Here is an 18,432-nt window from a genome sequence, read left to right on the forward strand (position 1 = left end):
TTCGAGCGTGAATCAATCGTAAAAGGAAGCCATTCCATGCCTCGCTATCTGATCGAACGGACATTCCCCGACGGACTCAACCTGCCGATGAACGACATCGGCGCAACGGCGCTTGGCGGCATCATCATGCGCAATGCCGAGAAGGGGGTCACCTGGGTGCAGTCCTTCGTCTCGCCCGACAAGAGCAAGAGTTTCTGCATCTACGACGCCCCCTCGCCGGAGGCCATCCGCAGCACGGCGCAGAAGAATTCCCTGCCGGTGGACAAGATCACGGAGGTGAGGGTCCTGGACCCCTACTTTTATCGCTGATCCAATGGAGCAAGGATGGAGCCATGAGCGTGAAATTGTCCTGGGCAATGATAGTGGGCGGTTTTCCCTGTTGTTCCCTCCCGAAACGGCCGCCGGCATGGCGTTCGACCCTGCACCCCACCGGCGCGGTCTCGCATCGCGGATTGTCTCCGCGCTGCTATCGCCATTGCGAGGCCGGCGCGGGCGCCTGCCACCGCAAGACGATTATTTGAGACGGGACGTCGGTCTGCCGGAGCACGAGATGCGGCGGGACTACTGGGAATACTGGTGGTGGCACCAATGAGACCGCGGTCCGGTTAGACGGGATGGACGAGGATCGAACCCGTCCCGTACTGCCAATCCCATGCCGCGGGCGTCTGCAGCCAGGCCTGGCCTTGCTGGCCGGCCTGGGCGCCTGCCGGATCATCAACAATCAATGGAGAACAAAATGAACGTCAATTTCTGGCGCCTTGCCGCGCTGTTCATCACGTCGATCGCCTCCACCGCCGCATCGGCGGGGAAGGACAATCCGCTTGCCGACGAGGTGCGGGCGGCCAACAGCCGCTTCGCGAACGTCGCGGCGGCCACCGCCGAGGGCTATGCGCCGATTCCTTGCGCCAGTGGCATCACTGGCGGCGCCATGGGCATTCATTACGTCAATGGCGCCTATCTGAAGGACGATGCGATCGACCTCGCCAAGCCGGAGGCCGTGATGTACGAGCCGATGTCCGATGGCACGCTGAAGCTGGTGGCCGTCGAATACATCACCGCGAAGGGTCCGGCCTCGCTCGGAGGCCAGTTGTTCAACTTCAACAGCGCTCCCAACCGCTATGGCCTCGGCCCTTTCTACGAACTTCATGTCTGGGCCTGGAAGCAAAACCCGACCGGCGCCTTCGCCGACATGAACCCGAACGTCTCGTGCGACGCCATGAAAAAGGCCGACTGACGGCACCCGGCCTGCCGGTCCAGTCCCGGCAGGCCTTTCGCGCGCATCGCGAGGAGAAATCATGCCCGAAATCGATGTCGTCCTGGCGAGGCCGCGCACCCGGCCTTCGCGCCTGATGGCCGTTATCGCTTGGCTTGCACACGGATGGCACCTGCGGCATGGCCGGCGTCGCTTGGAGGCCATGCCCTGTTTCATGCTGAAGGACATCGGTATCAGCCGTTGCGCGATCGACCATGTTGCAAGGCGCGGCGAGACGTGACGCCGGTAGACCTGACTGATTGACAAACGGCGCTGCGCCTGTGCCGCCTTTGCGGCACCCTCACCCGTTCGTCGTCGCTCGACCCTCGGCTACTACGCACGCCCTCCCCACCCACGCTTTCTTAAGGTGTCTTCGCTACACCAAAGCCTGAAAAGAGGCGGAAAACGGAGAGAAATCGGGGTGCGCTTTTCCGCGGCCACGACTGCCGGACGGTTCTTGCCGCAGCGTTTGGCGCTGCGCGTGGAGCCTTTGCTTGGCCGTCTGGACGCCGTGCTGTTCACCGCCGACGAACGCGGCGAGGCCGGCCGCATGTCGGTCATCGCCTTCTCCATCCGCATCGTCAGTGCCGTCATCGCCTTCATCAGCCAGGTGCTGATGGCGCGTTGGATGGGTTCCTTCGAATACGGCATCTTCGTGCTGGTCTGGGTGACGATGGTCATCTTCGGCAACCTCGCCTGCCTCGGCTTCCACACATCGGTCATCCGCTTCATCCCCGAATACCGCGAGCGCGGCCTGATGGATGAATTGCGCGGCATCGTCGTTGCAAGCCGCCTGTTCGTGCTGATCGCCTCGACGGTCATCGCCGGGCTCGGCGCCCTCGGCGTCTGGCTGGCCGCGCCCTGGATCGAAAACTACTACGTGATACCGTTCATCCTCGGGGTCATCTGCCTGCCGATGATCGCGCTGTCGGATTTGCTGCAAGGGCTGGCGCGCGCCAATTCATGGGCGTTGTTCGCGCTGTCGCCGACCTACCTGATCCGGCCGGTGCTGATCCTGCTGTTCATGGCGCTGATGCTTTGGGCGGGCTACGCCGCCGACGCGCGGACGGCGATCTTCGCCTCGATCGCCGCTACCTACGCCACCACGCTGACCCAGCTCATCGGGGTCACCCAGCGCATGGAAAGGCAAATTCCGGCCGGCCCGATGAAAGTGCATTTCGCGCAATGGTTCGTCGTCTCGCTGCCGATCTTCCTGGTCGAGAGCTTCTTCTTCCTGCTCACCAACGCCGATGTGCTGATGGTCGGCGCCTATATGGATCCCAATGACGTCGCCGTCTATTTCGCCACGGTCAAGACGCTGGCGCTGGTGCATTTCGTCTATTTCGCGGTCAAGGCCGGCGTCGCCCAGCGCTACGCGCAGTTCACCCATGGCGAGCCGCAAAAGCTTGCCGCCTTCGCCCGCGAGACGGTATCATGGACCTTCTGGCCCTCGCTGCTGATGGCGTTTCTGGTGCTGGCGCTGGGCGAACCGATGCTGGTGCTGTTCGGCCCCGAATTCACATCGGGCTATCCGCTTCTGTTCCTACTCGTCTTCGGCGTCGTGGCGCGCGCCGCCGTTGGCCCCTGCGAAAGCCTGCTCACCATGAGCGGCAACCAGAATGTCTGCGCCGCCGTCTATGCCATGACACTGGCCTTCAACATCGGGCTCAATGTGGTGCTGATCCCGCCTTTCGGCCTGTGGGGCGCAGCCATGGCCACCGCCTTTGCCATGATCTTCGAGGCCGGCGCACTGTCCTTCACGGTCTGGCGCAAGCTCGGCATCGTCATGGCGATCTTCGTGCCAGCCAAAGGAGCCGCCTGATGGCCGCCATCCCTCTGCTCGAGGAAACCAGCGGCGGTCCCGCCGGCGCCATGGTGTCCGGCCTTGCCGGGCTGGCGCGCGACGCCGATCCCGCTCATATCGAGATCCTCGCCAACAACCGGCCCGAGCGCAAACTCGCCATCTACCCGGCGTCGGCCGGCTTCGACCTAGTCGAGGAACTGGACTATCTTTGCGCCCGCACGATCGAGCCGAACGTCTTCTTCAACCCGCGTTTCCTGGCGCCGGCCATGCCCCGGCTGGAAGATCGCGAGGTGCGCCTTGCCGTGATCCGCGACGGCGATGAATACCGCAACCGGCTGCGGCTGCTGGTGCCGATCTCGGTGGAACGGCCGGTGGTGCCGCTCGGCGTGCCGGTCATGCGCACCTGGTCGAGCCCATTCGGCCCGCTCGGCACGCCGCTGATCGACCGCGACGATCCGGTCGGCGTGGTCGAGGACTTCTTCTCGATGCTGTCGCGCCCGCATCTCAAGCTGCCGAAAGTTCTGGTCCTGCCCGACATCAGGCTCGACGGTCCGGTGTCGAGCCTGGTCGCCACCGTGGCCGAGACGCGTGGCCTGGCGCTGGTCACCACGGGCCAGACTTCACGCCCGGTGCTGGAGAGCGAACTCGACGGCGACGATTATCTCAAGGCTTCGCTGCGCGCGCACCACTATCGCGAATTCCGCCGCCTGAAGCGGCGCCTCGGCGATCTCGGCAAGCTCGAACATGTCGTGGCACGCGGCCCCGAGGAAATCCGCCACGCCATCGAGCACTTCCTGACGCTGGAGGCGTCCGGCTGGAAAGGCCGCGAGCGCACCGCCATGGCGATCGACCGCTTCCGCGCCGCCTTCGCCCGCGAGGCGGTGCACCGGCTCGCCGAACAGGACATGTGCCGCATCCATTCGCTGACGCTCGACGGCCGCACCATCGCTTGCCTGATCGTCTTCGTCGAGGCTGGCGTCGCCTACACCTGGAAGACGGCCTATGACGAGACGCTGGCCGCCTATTCGCCGGGCACGCTGCTGATGATCGAGGTCACCAGGCAGCATCTCGACGATCCCAACATCATGATGACCGATTCCTGCGCCGTGCCCGACCACCCGGTGATGAGCCGGCTGTGGAGCGAGCGCAAGCCGGTCGGCACATTGGTGATCGGGTTGACAAGGGACGCCGACCGCCTCGCCCGCCAGGCCGCCTCGCAGCTGCATCTCTACCGCGAAACCCGCAACATGGCGCGCCTGCTGCGCAACCGGATGAAGAGTTTGCTCAGACGGCGCTAGACCTGCGCGGGGTGGGTGATGCAAAACCGTAGATTGGCGACAACCTGCCCGGTGGGTCGCGCTACTGGTAGGCCTTGCAACCCCATTCAGAAATGTCCTCTGGCATGGCGGGCCTAGGACAGTCGAACGGCCGACATGCGTTCCAGCGGCTGTCGTGTCCGGGGACGGCCTCCGCAGGCCGTCCTGATCTCGCAAGTCCGTCATGTTGGTGCAACGTCGACCCTCCCGTTTGACTGAGAGCAGGCGTTCTCGGAAGGAAGTACCTTCGCCAGATAGTCACCGACCAGGGTGGAACTCGCGGCATCGAAAGTGGCGCCGACATAGCCGTCCGGCCGGATGAGCAGGCAGCCGCCCTCGGCCAAGCTGAGCTGATTGGAGGGGTCGCGCAGTTCCGCGCCTTCGCCCACCGTGACCACTCGCAGGCCCGCGCGCGCAGCCACGATCGGCCAGTAGTCAGGGCTCGATAGAAGCAGGGTCCAGTGCGTGCCGGTCATCACGTCGAACAGACGGCGGGGCTGTCCAGCGGCGCCAGTTAGGGTCGCGTCCGGCATGCGCTCACCGGCCCGCGGGCCAATCGTCCGACCACCTCCGTCGTGAGAAAGTGACGAGTGGGGATAGCCGATGTCGAGCTGATGTGTGTCGCGGCCGCGCCGCATGCCGCCTTGTTCGCGCTGACGGTCGAGCAACTGGGTCGAAAGCCCCAGGACATCCGCCGCAACGGTGCGTCGCTCCTCCTCATAGGTGTCTAGCAGCGCTTCGCGGGCGCCGGCCAAGACTGCGGCCAATTTCCAACCGAGATTGTAGGCGTCCTGAACGCTGGTGTTGAGGCCCTGTCCGCCCGTTGGCGGATGGATATGCGCGGCGTCGCCGGCTAGCAAAACCCGTCCGACCCGGTAGCGGTCAGCCAGACGCGCGTTCATCGCGTAGGCGGATGCCCAGGCCACCGACTGAACATCGATGTCGCTACGGCCAGTCCGTTCGGCGATCATCCGCGTCAATCCATCCGCGGAAAGGTCAGGCTCGCCGTCCAGCGGGATCGGCGCCTGCACCTGGAACAGGTCCGTGCCCGCGAGCGGGCAGATCATGACGAGCCGCTCCATGTCGCCGTCATTGAACTGGTGCCAGGCAGCGCGGTCGAGTCCGCTCAGATGGGCATCCGCCACGATAGCACGGACACCCAGCGTCTTACCGGGAAAGTCGATGCCGAGCGCACTGCGGATCGAGCTGCGGCCACCGTCAGCACCAACCAGATAGCGCGTATGGACCCGCTCCTCGCCGCCAGACGACTTGAGGCGGGCGCTGACGCCATCATCGTCCTGCTCGAAGTCGATCAATGCGGTGCCGAACTCGACACGATGGCCCAGCTCCGCGAGGCGCTCTCGCATCACGCCCTCTGTAAGGAACTGCGGGATCATGAGCGCGATGAAATAGGGGACGTCGGGCGAGGGTTCGGGCGCTTCGAAAACTGTCTTTTCGTCATAGCCGCCGTCGTTGCGATACTCCCTCATCGGCGGATAGACACCGCCGGCTGCCATGATGCGGTCGATTATGCCCAGATCCTCGAACACCTCCTGCGTGCGTGGCTGCAAGCCCTTGCCGCGCGAGCCGGCGAAGGGACGTTCCATCTGCTCAACGATGCGGAACAACACGCCTCGCCTCGCCAAGTCGATTGCCAGCGTCAGCCCGGCTGCTCCCGCGCCGCAGATCAGGACGTCAATTTCAGCTCGCTCTTCCATTTTCGGCTCCAATGTGCATAATGCACATATTAAAGGGAGCCAAGCCGGTGTCAATAAAGAAAGTGCATAACGCACATATTAAAGTGTTGTTGCCCGAGCTGCATCGCTCGCTGATTGACATCGTCACCATCATGAACCGACCCGAGCGGGATGTGGAATTGCTCACCAAGGCGGGCCTCACGCTCGAGCGTGCCCTCTTCCCGCTGCTCGTTCTTGTCGAGAGACTTGGCCCGATCGGCGTTGTCGATCTGGCTGGCCGCGTCGGTCGCGATTACACGACCGTCAGTCGACAGGTGTCACGACTGGAGGAGCTGGGACTGGTCACGCGGCGCTTGAGCGCTGCTGACAAGAGAGTTCGCGAGGCCGTTGTCACACCGCAGGGAAAAGCGGCGACGGACGCGCTGGATGCGGCGCGGGAGCAAATAGCCGTTGCGAAATTCGCCGACTGGGACCGCAAGGACTTCGACGATCTAGTCCGCTTGATGCGAATGCTCGTCGATACGATGAAGGATTAGACCATAACCAACAGCAAGTGTCGCACTTTGCAAGGATCGACCTGCGCTCTCACTCAGCAATGCGTGTGTTATACACGCGCCTGATGAAAAGTGCAGCAGGCGCGACATGTCTGCTTACGCTGCACTTTCTCGACAGAAGCGAGCGGCTGAAACCGGCGCGCGCCTTGTTGTCGCCCATCACAGCGTGCCGAACGGAACGGCGAAGCGCTGGTTGGCGCGTTCGTCCGCCTTCGCCGACCGCGCCGGCGTCGATCGGGGAAAGGCCGCGGCCTGGGCAGAAATGGCCGGCCGTTTGCCGCTGCTTTCCGGCGCCGAAGAGGATCTGCTTTGCGAGGCCGGGTTCTCGGATGTCGAGCTTCTTCCATGCCGCCTTCTCGTTCCGTGGCTAAGTGGCGACGGCAAGCATGGCCTGAGCGCCTCCCGCGATAGCTGCCCCAACATGGCTAAGCTTTGCTCTGATTTTGAAGGATGGTGCCCCTAGCCGGGATCGAACCAGCACTCCTTGCGGAACTCGATTTTGAGTCGAGCGCGTCTACCAATTCCGCCATAGGGGCTCAGGCCGGGCGGCCTGGATGGGCGCGGACTATACGGTCGGAGGCCTGTTCGTCAACAGGCCAATTTCCAAACCAGCCTCTGCCGCGACCAGACGGCACCTTTCCAATTTGTAAGACCGCAGCCATTGTGCAGCGCGAAAAACCTTTCTAGAGAGACGGGCCGTTCCATAGGAGAGCCGATGCTTCGCGGACTGTACGACTGGACCCTGTCGCTGGCGGCGCGCAAATCCGCCGAATGGTGGCTGGCCTTCATCGCTTTCGTCGAGAGCTCGGTGTTCTTCATACCGGCAGACGTTCTGTTCCTGCCCATGGCGCTGGCGCGCCCCGAACGCGCCTATCGCTATGCGCTGACCGCCACCGTTGCGTCCGTGCTGGGCGGCATCGCCGGCTGGCTGATCGGCTACTATGCCTACGACACAATAGCACGGCCGATCCTGGAGCACTTCGGCGGCCTTGCCGCGTTCGAGAAGTGGCAGTCTTCCGGCACCGGGCTAATGCTGGTGCTGCTCGTCACATCCGGCGTTGCGCACCTGCCGCCGATCAAGGTGGTCACTATTCTGGCCGGCGCGCTCCACATCAACCTTGTTGTCTTCATCGTCTCGGCCATCATCGCGCGCGGCGCCCGCTTCCTGCTGTTGGCGTGGCTTTTGCGCCGCTATGGCGAGCCGATCCGCGAATTCATCGAAAAGCGTCTGGGCCTGATCGTCGGCGCTGCCTCGGTCGCCCTGATTTTGCTCTATATCCTGATCAAATACGCCTTCTGAGGTTTGATGCTTAAACCGCGCAACGGTTTTGGCAGCGCGGCGAGCAGACCTTGCGGACGGCGAACACAACGGACGAAAGACGCCATGACAGCGACCATGAATGCCGATACCGGCCGCCAGCGGACACGCGCGGCCCTGTTTCTCGCCGTCGCGATGGCAGCGACCGTTGGCTCGGCGCTCGGCTTCCAGCATATTGGCGGCTACATCCCCTGCCACCTCTGCCTGGAACAGCGCACGCCGTATTACATCGGCGTGCCGTTGATGGTGCTGGCGGCGATAGCGTCGATGCTGCGCGCACCGGCATGGCTGACGCGCGGCCTGTTGGCCATTGGCGGCCTCTTGATGCTGTACGGGCTCTATCTCGGCGTCTATCACTCCGGCGTAGAATGGGCCTGGTGGCAGGGCCCGGCCGATTGCACCGCGGGCGCCGGCCCGGTCGACACCGGCGGCAAGGGCGTCCTCGACGCGCTTGACAAATTCGTGCCGCCCTCCTGCGACAAGGCCGCCTTGCGCATTCTCGGCCTGTCGCTGGCCGGCTGGAACGCCATTGCCAGCCTTATCCTCGCCGCCGTCGCCTTCCGTGGCGCGCTGGCCCGCGATTGAGCTACAGAGCCGACGCGAGATCGTTCAAAGAATTCGGCAGGCTGGGTCGGATAAAGTGATTTTCGAGAACCGGAGCGGAGCGGCCATCAACTTCGTGAGCCCCGGAAGCGCAGACAATTTGCTCCAGACGGCCAACCTCCCGAATTCTTCGAACGAACTCAAGGCTCCAGTTCGACATCCCAGTAGAGATAATCCATCCAGCTTTCATGCAGATGGTTGGGCGGGAACAGGCGGCCGTTATTGTGCAGATCATGCACCGTCGGCTGAAACGGCTTCTGCAGCGGCCACATCTTGGCGTGAGCCGGCATCATGCCGCCCTTCCTCAGATTGCAGGGCGAACAGGCGGCCACGACATTCTCCCATGTCGTGGCGCCGCCACGGTGACGCGGGATGACATGGTCGAAGGTCAGGTCCTCGGGGGTACCGCAATACTGGCACTGGAAACGGTCGCGCAGGAAGACGTTGAAACGGGTGAAGGCCGGATGCCTGGACGGCTTCACATAGGCCTTCAGGCTAACCACGCTCGGCAGCTTCATCGAGAAGGTCGGCGAGGATACGGCGTGCTCGTATTCGGCCACGATGTTCACCCTGTCGAGGAACACCGCCTTGATGGCGTCCTGCCAGGACCAGAGCGACAAGGGGTAATAGCTGAGCGGACGGTAATCCGCATTCAGCACCAGCGCTGGAAGCCCATCCGGAGATACGGCAACCGTCACCTTGTTGACCTCCTAGTTCTAGAACCGTTCGGCGTGGATACTGTAAGCCTGACATGACAGGGATGTGAAGCGGATTGTCGCTGGCACGAAGCGCCAAAAACACATGATTTTTAGGCTTTCTTGCGGATTCAGGCCGGCGGCGCGGCGTCCCGGCCCCTGGTTTCGCGATAATAGGACCAGAAAAGCCGCGATGCGACACCTCGCCACGGGCTCCATGATTCGGCCAGCGCGATCAGTGTTTTCTCCGCTGGACGAGGGTCGATGCCGAGCGCATGGCCGACAGCGCTCTGCAGGGCGACGTCGCGCGCCGGGAAAATGTCGGGATGCCCGGCCGCAAACAACAGATACACTTCCGCCGTCCACGTACCGATACCGGGCACCGCCGTCATCCTGGCGATCGCCTCCATGGCATCGAGCGAACAGAGGTGATGCAGATCGAGCCCATCGGCCACGGCCTGGGCGACCGCGATCAGGCCGCGCTGCTTGGGCCGCGACAGGCCGGCCTCGCGAAACATGTCCTCGCCGGCGGCAAGGATCGCCCGCGGCGTCAGCGGATCGACGAGTTTCGTCAGCCGGCCGAAGATCGCATCGGCGCTCGCCCGCGACACCTGCTGCGAGACGATGATCGAGGCCAGGCTCCTGAAGCCCGGCTCCGAAAGCCTGAGCGGCACCTCGCCGGCCATGCCGCGCACTTTCCCCAGGCGCGGGTCGATGAGGCAAAGCGCGTCCAGCCCCCGCTCAACGTCGTCCAGTGTCGCGATGCGCTGCATGGTATCCTTGTCCGAAGATGTGCAGCAAGGTAGCAACCGCCAAAACCACAGCACAACCCGATTGCCGCTCGAGACATGACGCTCCTGACATTCCGCTTCGCGCCCAGCCCCAACGGCGAACTGCATCTGGGCCACGCCTATTCGGCGCTGCTCAACCAGAAGCTCGCAAATACCAGTGGCGGCCGCCTGCTGCTGCGCATCGAGGATATCGACACCACGCGCTGCACGCCGGAGTTCGAGGCGGGCATGATCGCCGATCTGAAATGGCTGGGCCTCGACTGGGAAAAGCCCGTGCGCCGCCAGTCCGAGCATTTTGCAGAATATGGAACGGTGCTCGGGCGCCTGATCCGCGAGGAACTCGTCTATCCCGCCTTCATGAGCCGCGGCGAGATACGTGCCTTCATCGCCGACGGCGAAAAGCGCGGGCGCGACTGGCCGCGCGATCCCGACGGTGTGCCGCTCTATCCCCCGGCCGACAAGGCGCTTTCGATGAAGGAACGCAACCGGCGGATTGCCGAGAATGCGCCCTTCGCCTGGCGGCTGGACGTCGGCGCCGCCATGGCGCGTGCCGGCAGGGACCTGGCATGGGCCGAATTCAGCGACGGGACGCTGTCCACGACGCGCTCCGTCGAGGCGCGTCCCCAGGATTGGGGCGACGTTATCGTGGCGCGCCGCGACATCCCGACCAGCTACCACCTCGCCGTAGTCATCGACGATGCCCTGCAAGGCGTCAGCCATGTCGTGCGCGGACAGGACCTGTTTTCCGCGACCGGGGTGCAACGCCTGCTGCAGGAGATTCTGGGATTGCAGCCACCCGCCTATTTCCATCATCGGCTGATCCTCGGGCCGGATGGGCGAAAACTGTCGAAGAGCTTCAGGGATACGGGCCTTGCCGCCTTGCGCGACGCAGGCGCCTCGCCGGAGGAAGTCAGAAGGATGATTGGGCTCTGACAGGAGAAACGCTCTCCGGACACGCCACCCGTTCAACCTCCTTGACGCATGGATCAATCGTTTCGTTTTGCGCGCGGGGTTGAACAGGACTAGAGCATCCTCACGGTCAATTCTCACCAGCGCGGCGATCCCGGAAAATGTCCAGCATCAAGCGGTTCATCCCCGCCACCTTCGTTGTCCTGTGGGCGACCGGCTTCATCGGCGCGCGTTACGCCATGCCATGGGCGGAGCCGTTCACCTTCCTCGCCGCGCGTTTCGTGCTCGCCGCCATCCTGCTGGCCGTGCTGATGCTGGTGCTGGGCTCGAAACGAGCCACCCGCGAGGAGGCTCTGCATGCCACCGGCGCCGGCGTGCTGATGCATGGCATCTATCTCGGCGCCGTCTTCTGGGCCATCCATCGAGGCATGCCGGCCGGTTTTTCGGCCCTGATCGTCGGCCTGCAGCCGCTGATCACCGCGGTGCTTGCCGGCAAGTTTCTGGGCGAGGCCATCCTGCCGCGCCACTGGCTTGGCCTCGCTATCGGGCTGGTCGGCATCGTCATCGTGCTGTGGCCGAAACTCGGGGCGCTCGGTGGCGGCGTGACGGCGGCGACACTGGCCGCCTCGCTGGTCTCGGTGCTCGGCATGAGCGCCGGCACGATCTGGCAAAAGCGTTTTGCGTCCGGAGGCGACCTCGTGGCGGCCACCATGTGGCAATATGTCGGCGGCGCTTCGCTGATGATCCTGGCTTCGCTTGCCTTCGAAACCCAAACCGTCGTCATCAATGGCGAATTGGTCTTCGCCATGGGCTGGCTGCTGCTGGTGCTGTCGCTCGGCGCCATCTTTCTCCTGATGGTGATGATCCGTGACGGCGAGATGTCGAAAGTGGCCTCGTTGTTCTACCTGGTGCCGGCGGTGACGGCCGTCATCGCCTGGGCCTTGTTCAACGAGCAGCTCAATGCGCTGCAGATCGTCGGCATGGCCATCACCACTTTCGGCGTGGGCCTGGCAACCGCCCGAACAGGCAAACTTCAGCCGACCCGGGCACGCGCCTCTAGATAACGGCTGATCGCGGCGTTGAGCTCGCCGCCGAGGATGAAGATCGCCGAGACGATGTAGAGGAAGACCACCGCGATCATGATCGAGGCGAGACCGGCATAGGTCGTCACATAGGACGAGAAATGGTCGAGATAGGTGGCGAACATGGTCGAGCCGATAAGCCATGCGGCCAGTGTGAAGATGATGCCGGGTATCAGCGAGACGAAACGGCGCTTGCCGGCCGGCAGCCAGTAATGGACGGCAAACAGTCCGCCGATGATGACGGTTGAGGCGATGACGTACCGCCACAGCGTGATCGTGCCCGTATAGGGTTTGATCCATTCGAAATGGGCTTCCGCCAGCCGCGCCAGCAGGGGCGCGAACACCAGCAGCACGCTTATCGCCAGGAACCCGGCGGTAGCGATCAGCACGAAGAAGATGCTTTGCACCCGGCGATAGATGATGCCGCGCGTTTCCGTGACCCGATAGGCGCGGTTCAGCGAGGTGCGCAGCGCCTCGATGCCGTTGGAGGCAAAGTAGGCGGCAAGCAGCACGCCATAAGTCAACAGATCACTGCGCCTGACGGTCAGCACGTTCAGCACCTCGTGTGCGATCGGCTTGGCGATCTGGTCCGGCCAGGTGTCGAAGACCAGGTGCACCGCTGTGTCGGCAAAGGCCTGGGCGCCAAGGAAGCTGCCCAGCGTCGTGGCGAAGATCAGGAATGGAAACAGCGCCATCAGCGAGGTGATCGCCAGATGGCTGGCCATCGCCCAGCCGTCATCGGTGTTGAAGTGGCCGAGCGCGTCGTAGAGCACGCGGCGCAGGGCGACAATGTTCCGCAGCAAGGACGCGCGCTCCCCTCGATTGTCTCGACGCCGCGAATATGGGAAATGAATGCGGCAAATGGCAACCCTTCGTCAAACCCCGAATTCTCCAGCGGCAGAGTTGCGCACCATCATCGTCACCGGCGCGTCTTCCGGCATAGGCGCCTATTGCACCCGTGCATTGAAGGCTGAGGGCTGGCGGGTGTTCGCGACGGCGCGCAGGCCGGAGGACATCGCTGCCCTCGAAGCCGACGGCGTCGAGGCTTTTTACCTCGACTATAGCGAACCGGACTCCATAGATGCCCTGGTGACGGCGGTGCTCGATCGCACCGGCGGCAGGCTGGACGCGCTGTTCAACAATGGCGCCTACGCGCAGGCAGGCGCCGTCGAGGATCTGCCCGTTGCGGCGCTCAGGGAGCAGTTCGAGGCCAATTTCTTCGGCTGGCACGACCTGACCCGCCGCCTGGTTCCGGTGATGCGACGCCAGGGCCACGGCCGCCTCGTCCATTGCTCGTCGATCCTCGGTCTCGTGCCTGTGCGCTTCCGCGGCGCCTATTCGGCCTCCAAGCATGCCTTGGAGGCCCTGATGCTGTGCCAGCGCCAGGAACTGGCCGGCAGCGGCATCCATGTCTCGCTGATCGAGCCGGGGCCGGTGAAATCGAAGATCGCCAGCAATGGCCTGCCCTGGTTCCTCAGGAATATCGACCATGAGAATTCCGCGCATCGCGCCGACTATGCCGCGCAACTGGAGCGCATGCGCGCCGGCGGCAGCCAATCGGCGCGGAAGCCCGGGCCTGAAGTGGTCCACAAGGTGCTTCGCCATGCACTTCTGTCGCGGCGCCCACGCCCGCACTATGTGGTAACAATGTCGGCCAGGATCGGCGCCATGCTTAAACGCATCCTGCCGGCCTCGATGCTCCACCGCCTGCTCGCCAAGCGCGCCTGAACAAGCAAAGAACTGGAAACGCAAAAATGGCCACTGCCTTCAACATTCTTGCCATTCTGGTCATGGCCGCCGTGGTGGTCGTGCTGATCAGGGGGCTCATCAACATGATGCGCGGCGGCTCCGGTGTGACCTCCAACAAGCTGATGCAGGCCCGCGTTCTGCTGCAGGCCGTGGCGCTGGCGCTGATCCTGCTGGCCGTGTATTTCACCCGCAAGTGAGGCTTTTCGGGAGGCGATGTGGTCAAGCTCAACAAGATCTACACCCGCACCGGCGATGATGGCACTACGGGCCTTGGCACTGGTGAGCGGCGGCTGAAATCCGATCTCAGGGTGGACGCCTACGGCACGGTCGACGAAGCCAATGCCTGCATCGGCATGGCTCGCGTGCATACCGAACAGAGCTACCAGGCGATCGACGCCATGCTCTCGCGCATCCAGAACGATCTCTTCGACCTCGGCGCCGACCTCGCCGTGCCTGATGACGGCAAGCCGCTTGGCTACGAGCCGTTGCGCATCGTTGCCACGCAGACCGACCGTGTCGAGCACGACATCGACGTCCTCAACAAGAAGCTCCAGCCGCTGAAATCCTTCGTGCTGAACGGCGGCACGCCGGCAGCGGCGGCGCTTCATCTCGCCCGCACGGTGGCACGGCGCGCCGAGCGGCTGATGGTCGCCCTGGCTCAGGACCCGGCCGAACACGTCAACCGCGACGGGCTGAAATACATCAACCGCGTCTCGGATTTCCTGTTTGTCGCCGCCCGGGCGGTCAATGACAACGGAAATGCCGACGTGCTATGGGTTCCCGGCAAGAACCGCTGAACGGACCAGAGGCGGGAGGGGCCGGCGACCGATGTTCATCCCGCTTTACGACACCAACAGGCTGCGCCACATCAGGCTGCAATATGTGACCATCGGTCTGATTGTCGCCAACGCCGTGATCTATTGCGCCACGGCGCTCGGCGGCGAGAACTTCACCAATGCCGCCGTGCTTGGTCTCGGCTTCATCCCGTCCGTCGTTCACGACACGGCCGAACTCGACCCCCGCTTTGTCATCATCCCCGAGAGCCTGAGCTATCTCACCTATTCCTTCCTGCATGCCGATATTTTCCATCTCGGCGGCAACATGCTGTTCCTTTGGGTTTTCGGCGACAATGTCGAGGACGCGCTCGGCCACATCCGCTACCTGATCTTCTATCTGCTGTGCGCCATCGCCGGAGCCGCCTTCCAGGGGCTGGTCGCCTGGGATTCGCAGGCGCCGTTGATCGGCGCGTCGGGTGCTATCGCCGGCGTGGTCGTCGCCTACCTGATCCTATATCCCAGGGTGAAGGTGTGGGTGCTTGCCTTCGCCCGCATCCCTTTGCGCATTCCAGCCTTTATCCCGCTCATCCTGTGGGTGCTGTTCCAGATCGTGATGTTCGCGGCCGGCGGCGAGGATCAGATATCCTGGGCCTGCCACATCGGCGGCATCATTGCCGGCGCGGTTCTGGTGCTGGTCCTGCGCAGCCGCGGCGTGCCGCTGTTCGCACCCGCCGACGAGGATGCCGTGGTACCGACCCCTGAACAGCCGCCGGTGGTCGGCGAACCAGCGGCGCCCCAAACGGCCGCCACCACGACGCGCTGGGGACGTGGAAACCCTTCTGGCTCAAACTGAACCGATTTGAGCGGCTTTCAGCGTATTGACGGCACGGGTTGCCACAATTACGGAAACGTCTCCGCCGCGGCCCAAGGCGTTTAAGGAGCAGCCAGGGCGGGCAAAGACCAGAATTTCCATCCGGCCAGAATTCCGTCTGGCCGGAATTCAGTCAGGAATGTCGGCTTTCGACAACTCAGAAGGGGCGCAGGCTGCTATAGCGCGCCCAACTAGCGTGAAGAGGTGACAGGCAAATGAAGATCCTTGTGCCCGTGAAGCGGGTTGTGGACGCGAACGTCAAGGTGCGCGTGAAGGCTGATGGTTCGGCGGTGGAACTGGCCAACGTCAAGATGGCGATGAACCCGTTCGACGAGATCGCGGTGGAAGAGGCGATCCGGATCAAGGAAGCCGGCAAGGCCGAAGAGATCATCGTCGTGTCGATCGGTCCGCAGCAGGCGCAGGAAACCTTGCGCACCGCGCTCGCCATGGGCGCCGACCGCGCCATCCTGGTCAAGACCGACGAGCAGACCGAGCCGCTCGGTGTTGCCAAGGTGCTGAAGGGCGTCGTCGAGGCGGAACAGCCAGGCCTTGTCATTCTCGGCAAGCAGGCGATCGACGACGATTCCAACCAGACCGGCCAGATGCTGGCGGCCCTGCTCGGCTGGGCGCAGGGCACCTTCGCCTCCAAGGTCGTGATCGAGGGCGATCATGCCAAGGTGACGCGCGAAGTCGACGGCGGCCTGCAGACGGTGGAGCTGAAGATGCCGGTGATCGTCACCGCCGACCTTCGCCTCAACCAGCCGCGCTATGCCTCCCTGCCCAATATCATGAAGGCCAAGAAGAAGCCGCTCGACGAGAAGAGCCCGGCCGATTACGGCGCCGACGTCAAGCCACGCCTCAAGGTCATCAAGACCGAGGAGCCGAGCGGCCGCAAGGCGGGTGTCAAGGTCAAGAGCGTCGCCGAACTGGTCGACAAGCTCAAGAACGAAGCCGGCGTGCTCTGAGATCGGAAGGAACAGACAACATGGCAATTCTCCTCATCGCTGAACACGACAACGCCACCCTTTCCGACCAGACCGCCAAGGCGCTTTCGGCCGCCCTGCAGATCGGCTCGGACGTTCATGTGCTGGTGGCCGGCAAAGGCGCCAAGGCTGCCGCCGACGCAGCCGCCAAACTGAAGGGCGTGAGCAAGGTGCTGCTCGCCGAAGCCGACGAACTCGCCGAGCGCCTGGCCGAGCCGACGGCGGCACTGGTCGTCTCGCTGGCTGGCGCCTACGACACAGTCATCGCGCCGGCGACGTCGGCCGGCAAGAACATCGCGCCGCGCGTGGCGGCCCTGCTCGATGTCGCGCAGGTCTCCGAGATCATCGAAGTGGTCTCGCCCGATACCTTCAAGCGGCCGATCTATGCCGGCAACGCCATCCAGACGGTGCAGTCGAGCGACGCCAAGAAGGTCATCACCGTGCGCACCGCCTCCTTCCAGGCCGCGCCCGACGGTGGCTCGGCTTCGGTCGAGACGGTCAATGCGGCAGCCAATCCCGGCCTGTCCACCTTCGTCGAGAACAAGCTGTCGGAGACCGACCGTCCGGAGTTGACCTCGGCCAAGATCATCATCTCGGGCGGCCGCGCGCTCGGTTCCTCGGAGAAATTCCAGGAAGTCATCCTGCCGGTCGCCGACAAGCTCGGTGCCGCCGTCGGCGCCTCCCGCGCCGCCGTCGATGCCGGCTACGCGCCGAACGACTGGCAGGTCGGCCAGACCGGCAAGGTCGTCGCCCCCGATCTCTACATCGCGGTCGGCATCTCCGGCGCCATCCAGCACCTTGCCGGCATGAAGGATTCCAAGGTCATCGTCGCCATCAACAAGGACGAGGAAGCGCCGATCTTCCAGGTCGCCGACTACGGCCTCGTCGGCGACCTCTTCGTCATCCTGCCGGAGTTGCAGAAGGCGCTTTGACGCTTCCGCGCAACCGTATTAAATTGTGAGGGGTGGGGTAGACGAAGTCGCCCCACCCTTTTAGTTTGCACCGCACAATAAGCAGGCCACAAAGGCTGAGAGCAATTCCAGCAGCAGTGCGCAGGGGTTTTTGCGCCGGGAATTGCGGGAAAACAAAGAGATGGGGCGGTTCGCGATCCAGCGAAAAACGCTCCGGACGGGATCGGGTAATGAGCAAGATCGAGACGATCGGCATCATTGGTGCGGGCCAGATGGGCGGCGGCATCGCCCACGTCTCCGCGCTTTCGGGCTATAAGGTGCTGATCTACGATATATCGCCCGACCGCATCGAGAAGGGCATTGCCACAATCAGCGGCAACATGGCCCGTCAGGTGGGGTCCGGCAAGCTCGACGAGAAGCTGCGCAATCAGGCCATGGCACGCATCGCGTCGGCACCGACGATGGCCGATCTCGCCGGCGCCGATCTGGTGATCGAAGCGGCGACCGAGGACGAAACCGTCAAGCGCAAGATCTATGCGCAGCTCTGTCCGCAGCTCAATCCCGAAGCGATCCTGGCGACCAACACCTCGTCGATTTCGATCACACGGCTAGCTGCCCAGACCGACCGGCCAGAGCGGTTCATCGGCATACATTTCATGAACCCGGTACCGCTGATGAAGCTGGTCGAACTGGTGCGCGGCATCGCCACCGAGGACCAGACCTTCGAGGCGGCCAAGACCTATGTGAAGCAGCTCGACAAGACGATCACCGTCTCGGAAGATTTCCCGGCCTTCATCGTCAACCGCATCCTTCTGCCGATGATCAACGAAGCGATCTACACGCTCTATGAGGGCGTCGGCTCGGTCGATGCCATCGACACCGCCATGCGGCTCGGCGCCAACCATCCGATGGGACCGCTGCAGCTTGCCGATTTCATCGGCCTGGATACCTGCCTGTCCATCATGCAGGTGCTGCATGACGGCCTGTCGGATTCGAAGTACCGGCCTTGCCCGCTGCTGGTCAAATATGTCGAGGCCGGCTGGCTCGGCCGCAAGACCGGGCGCGGCTTCTACGATTATCGCGGCGAGCATCCCGTTCCGACGCGCTGACGTGATTGCCGC

At 63.7% G+C, this 18,432-nt stretch carries 21 protein-coding genes and 1 tRNA gene; 17 read left to right on the forward strand and 5 right to left on the reverse strand.

Annotation, left to right across the window (positions count from 1 at the left end; genetic code table 11):
* Positions 1-36 precede the first annotated feature (36 nt).
* The 5 genes from FJ527_RS20300 to FJ527_RS20325 all read left to right on the forward strand — a co-directional run bounded on the left by FJ527_RS20300 (position 37) and on the right by FJ527_RS20325 (position 4,354).
* Positions 37-309: a DUF4242 domain-containing protein gene (locus FJ527_RS20300; protein ID WP_023770749.1), complete on the forward strand. Its 273-nt coding sequence runs from the start codon at positions 37-39 to the stop codon at positions 307-309.
* Positions 310-736: 427 nt separating this feature from the next.
* A complete protein-coding gene (locus FJ527_RS20310; RefSeq protein ID WP_140787749.1) occupies positions 737-1,234 on the forward strand; it encodes a hypothetical protein in 498 nt (165 codons plus the stop codon).
* A gap of 61 nt (positions 1,235-1,295) precedes the next feature.
* Positions 1,296-1,493 carry a DUF1127 domain-containing protein gene (locus FJ527_RS20315; RefSeq protein ID WP_140823954.1) on the forward strand — a complete coding sequence of 66 codons (198 nt, stop codon included), beginning with the start codon at positions 1,296-1,298 and terminating at the stop codon, positions 1,491-1,493.
* A gap of 180 nt (positions 1,494-1,673) precedes the next feature.
* Positions 1,674-3,074 carry a lipopolysaccharide biosynthesis protein gene (locus FJ527_RS20320; RefSeq protein ID WP_140823955.1) on the forward strand — a complete coding sequence of 467 codons (1,401 nt, stop codon included), beginning with the start codon at positions 1,674-1,676 and terminating at the stop codon, positions 3,072-3,074.
* Positions 3,074-4,354 carry a GNAT family N-acetyltransferase gene (locus FJ527_RS20325; RefSeq protein WP_140616852.1) on the forward strand — a complete coding sequence of 427 codons (1,281 nt, stop codon included), beginning with the start codon at positions 3,074-3,076 and terminating at the stop codon, positions 4,352-4,354. The genes FJ527_RS20320 and FJ527_RS20325 overlap by 1 nt, the downstream gene beginning before the upstream one ends.
* A gap of 200 nt (positions 4,355-4,554) precedes the next feature.
* Here the strand turns inward: FJ527_RS20325 and FJ527_RS20330 are convergent, their stop codons facing one another.
* Positions 4,555-6,090, reverse strand: a complete 1,536-nt coding sequence (locus tag FJ527_RS20330) for an FAD-dependent oxidoreductase (protein WP_140823956.1) — start codon at positions 6,088-6,090, stop codon at positions 4,555-4,557.
* 47 nt (positions 6,091-6,137) lie between these two features.
* On the opposite strand from FJ527_RS20330, the gene FJ527_RS20335 reads away from it, so the two are divergent.
* Entirely contained in the window at positions 6,138-6,605 is a 468-nt protein-coding gene (locus FJ527_RS20335; protein ID WP_015315575.1) for a MarR family transcriptional regulator, read from the forward strand.
* A 469-nt stretch (positions 6,606-7,074) separates the two neighbouring features.
* Here the strand turns inward: FJ527_RS20335 and FJ527_RS20340 are convergent.
* Positions 7,075-7,159 (reverse strand) — tRNA-Leu (locus FJ527_RS20340).
* A 179-nt stretch (positions 7,160-7,338) separates the two neighbouring features.
* On the opposite strand from FJ527_RS20340, the gene FJ527_RS20345 reads away from it, so the two are divergent.
* Together FJ527_RS20345 and FJ527_RS20350 are read left to right on the forward strand one after the other, a co-directional pair.
* Positions 7,339-7,923 carry a YqaA family protein gene (locus FJ527_RS20345; RefSeq protein ID WP_140823957.1) on the forward strand — a complete coding sequence of 195 codons (585 nt, stop codon included), beginning with the start codon at positions 7,339-7,341 and terminating at the stop codon, positions 7,921-7,923.
* Between the two features lie 84 nt (positions 7,924-8,007).
* Positions 8,008-8,526, forward strand: coding sequence for a disulfide bond formation protein B (locus tag FJ527_RS20350; RefSeq protein ID WP_140720265.1), 519 nt, complete (start codon positions 8,008-8,010; stop codon positions 8,524-8,526).
* Positions 8,527-8,684: 158 nt separating this feature from the next.
* Here the strand turns inward: FJ527_RS20350 and FJ527_RS20355 are convergent, their stop codons facing one another.
* Both FJ527_RS20355 and FJ527_RS20360 read right to left on the reverse strand, forming a co-directional pair.
* Positions 8,685-9,242 (reverse strand): HNH endonuclease, encoded by a 558-nt coding sequence (locus FJ527_RS20355; RefSeq protein ID WP_006328497.1) that lies wholly within the window; start codon positions 9,240-9,242, stop codon positions 8,685-8,687.
* Positions 9,243-9,370: 128 nt separating this feature from the next.
* On the reverse strand, positions 9,371-10,012 hold the full coding sequence (locus FJ527_RS20360) for a DNA-3-methyladenine glycosylase (protein ID WP_140616848.1): 642 nt from the start codon (positions 10,010-10,012) through the stop codon (positions 9,371-9,373).
* Positions 10,013-10,087: 75 nt separating this feature from the next.
* On the opposite strand from FJ527_RS20360, the gene gluQRS reads away from it, so the two are divergent.
* A complete protein-coding gene (gluQRS, locus tag FJ527_RS20365) occupies positions 10,088-10,963 on the forward strand; it encodes a tRNA glutamyl-Q(34) synthetase GluQRS (RefSeq protein ID WP_140787747.1) in 876 nt (291 codons plus the stop codon).
* Between the two features lie 137 nt (positions 10,964-11,100).
* Positions 11,101-12,003, forward strand: coding sequence for an EamA family transporter (locus FJ527_RS20370; protein WP_140662803.1), 903 nt, complete (start codon positions 11,101-11,103; stop codon positions 12,001-12,003).
* Here FJ527_RS20370 and FJ527_RS20375 read toward each other — a convergent pair.
* The gene (locus tag FJ527_RS20375; protein ID WP_015315569.1) at positions 11,973-12,824 is read right to left on the reverse strand and encodes a YihY/virulence factor BrkB family protein; all 852 of its coding nucleotides are present in this window, start codon (positions 12,822-12,824) and stop codon (positions 11,973-11,975) included. The genes FJ527_RS20370 and FJ527_RS20375 overlap by 31 nt on opposite strands.
* A 58-nt stretch (positions 12,825-12,882) precedes the next feature.
* Here FJ527_RS20375 and FJ527_RS20380 point away from each other — a divergent pair, with 58 nt between their 5' ends.
* From FJ527_RS20380 to FJ527_RS20410, 7 genes are all read left to right on the forward strand, one after another.
* Positions 12,883-13,749 carry an SDR family oxidoreductase gene (locus FJ527_RS20380; protein ID WP_140823958.1) on the forward strand — a complete coding sequence of 289 codons (867 nt, stop codon included), beginning with the start codon at positions 12,883-12,885 and terminating at the stop codon, positions 13,747-13,749.
* 26 nt (positions 13,750-13,775) lie between these two features.
* Positions 13,776-13,967 carry a twin transmembrane helix small protein gene (locus FJ527_RS20385; protein ID WP_015315567.1) on the forward strand — a complete coding sequence of 64 codons (192 nt, stop codon included), beginning with the start codon at positions 13,776-13,778 and terminating at the stop codon, positions 13,965-13,967.
* A gap of 18 nt (positions 13,968-13,985) precedes the next feature.
* Positions 13,986-14,567 carry a cob(I)yrinic acid a,c-diamide adenosyltransferase gene (locus FJ527_RS20390; RefSeq protein WP_015315566.1) on the forward strand — a complete coding sequence of 194 codons (582 nt, stop codon included), beginning with the start codon at positions 13,986-13,988 and terminating at the stop codon, positions 14,565-14,567.
* 31 nt (positions 14,568-14,598) lie between these two features.
* Complete coding sequence (locus tag FJ527_RS20395; protein WP_140823959.1) at positions 14,599-15,399, forward strand: rhomboid family intramembrane serine protease; 801 nt, start codon at positions 14,599-14,601, stop codon at positions 15,397-15,399.
* Positions 15,400-15,632: 233 nt separating this feature from the next.
* Positions 15,633-16,382, forward strand: a complete 750-nt coding sequence (locus tag FJ527_RS20400; protein ID WP_140787732.1) for an electron transfer flavoprotein subunit beta/FixA family protein — start codon at positions 15,633-15,635, stop codon at positions 16,380-16,382.
* Positions 16,383-16,402: 20 nt separating this feature from the next.
* Entirely contained in the window at positions 16,403-17,332 is a 930-nt protein-coding gene (locus FJ527_RS20405; protein WP_140662810.1) for an electron transfer flavoprotein subunit alpha/FixB family protein, read from the forward strand.
* Between the two features lie 209 nt (positions 17,333-17,541).
* Positions 17,542-18,420 (forward strand): 3-hydroxybutyryl-CoA dehydrogenase, encoded by an 879-nt coding sequence (locus tag FJ527_RS20410; protein ID WP_015315562.1) that lies wholly within the window; start codon positions 17,542-17,544, stop codon positions 18,418-18,420.
* Positions 18,421-18,432 lie beyond the last annotated feature (12 nt).

This window comes from Mesorhizobium sp. B2-4-18, from assembly GCF_006441385.1.
GTDB classification, from domain to species: Bacteria; Pseudomonadota; Alphaproteobacteria; order Rhizobiales; family Rhizobiaceae; genus Mesorhizobium; species Mesorhizobium australicum.

What these genes read in the sequence shown, in the direction of transcription:
- FJ527_RS20300 (WP_023770749.1), top strand. Translation starts at nt 37, where the DNA reads ATGCCTCGCTATCTGATCGAACGGACATTCCCCGACGGACTCAACCTG.
- FJ527_RS20310 (WP_140787749.1), top strand. Translation starts at nt 737, where the DNA reads ATGAACGTCAATTTCTGGCGCCTTGCCGCGCTGTTCATCACGTCGATC.
- FJ527_RS20315 (WP_140823954.1), top strand. Translation starts at nt 1,296, where the DNA reads ATGCCCGAAATCGATGTCGTCCTGGCGAGGCCGCGCACCCGGCCTTCG.
- FJ527_RS20325 (WP_140616852.1), top strand. Translation starts at nt 3,074, where the DNA reads ATGGCCGCCATCCCTCTGCTCGAGGAAACCAGCGGCGGTCCCGCCGGC.
- FJ527_RS20330 (WP_140823956.1), bottom strand. Translation starts at nt 6,090, where the DNA reads ATGGAAGAGCGAGCTGAAATTGACGTCCTGATCTGCGGCGCGGGAGCA.
- FJ527_RS20345 (WP_140823957.1), top strand. Translation starts at nt 7,339, where the DNA reads ATGCTTCGCGGACTGTACGACTGGACCCTGTCGCTGGCGGCGCGCAAA.
- FJ527_RS20350 (WP_140720265.1), top strand. Translation starts at nt 8,008, where the DNA reads ATGACAGCGACCATGAATGCCGATACCGGCCGCCAGCGGACACGCGCG.
- FJ527_RS20360 (WP_140616848.1), bottom strand. Translation starts at nt 10,012, where the DNA reads ATGCAGCGCATCGCGACACTGGACGACGTTGAGCGGGGGCTGGACGCG.
- gluQRS (WP_140787747.1), top strand. Translation starts at nt 10,088, where the DNA reads ATGACGCTCCTGACATTCCGCTTCGCGCCCAGCCCCAACGGCGAACTG.
- FJ527_RS20370 (WP_140662803.1), top strand. Translation starts at nt 11,101, where the DNA reads ATGTCCAGCATCAAGCGGTTCATCCCCGCCACCTTCGTTGTCCTGTGG.
- FJ527_RS20380 (WP_140823958.1), top strand. Translation starts at nt 12,883, where the DNA reads ATGGCAACCCTTCGTCAAACCCCGAATTCTCCAGCGGCAGAGTTGCGC.
- FJ527_RS20385 (WP_015315567.1), top strand. Translation starts at nt 13,776, where the DNA reads ATGGCCACTGCCTTCAACATTCTTGCCATTCTGGTCATGGCCGCCGTG.
- FJ527_RS20395 (WP_140823959.1), top strand. Translation starts at nt 14,599, where the DNA reads ATGTTCATCCCGCTTTACGACACCAACAGGCTGCGCCACATCAGGCTG.
- FJ527_RS20400 (WP_140787732.1), top strand. Translation starts at nt 15,633, where the DNA reads ATGAAGATCCTTGTGCCCGTGAAGCGGGTTGTGGACGCGAACGTCAAG.
- FJ527_RS20405 (WP_140662810.1), top strand. Translation starts at nt 16,403, where the DNA reads ATGGCAATTCTCCTCATCGCTGAACACGACAACGCCACCCTTTCCGAC.
- FJ527_RS20410 (WP_015315562.1), top strand. Translation starts at nt 17,542, where the DNA reads ATGAGCAAGATCGAGACGATCGGCATCATTGGTGCGGGCCAGATGGGC.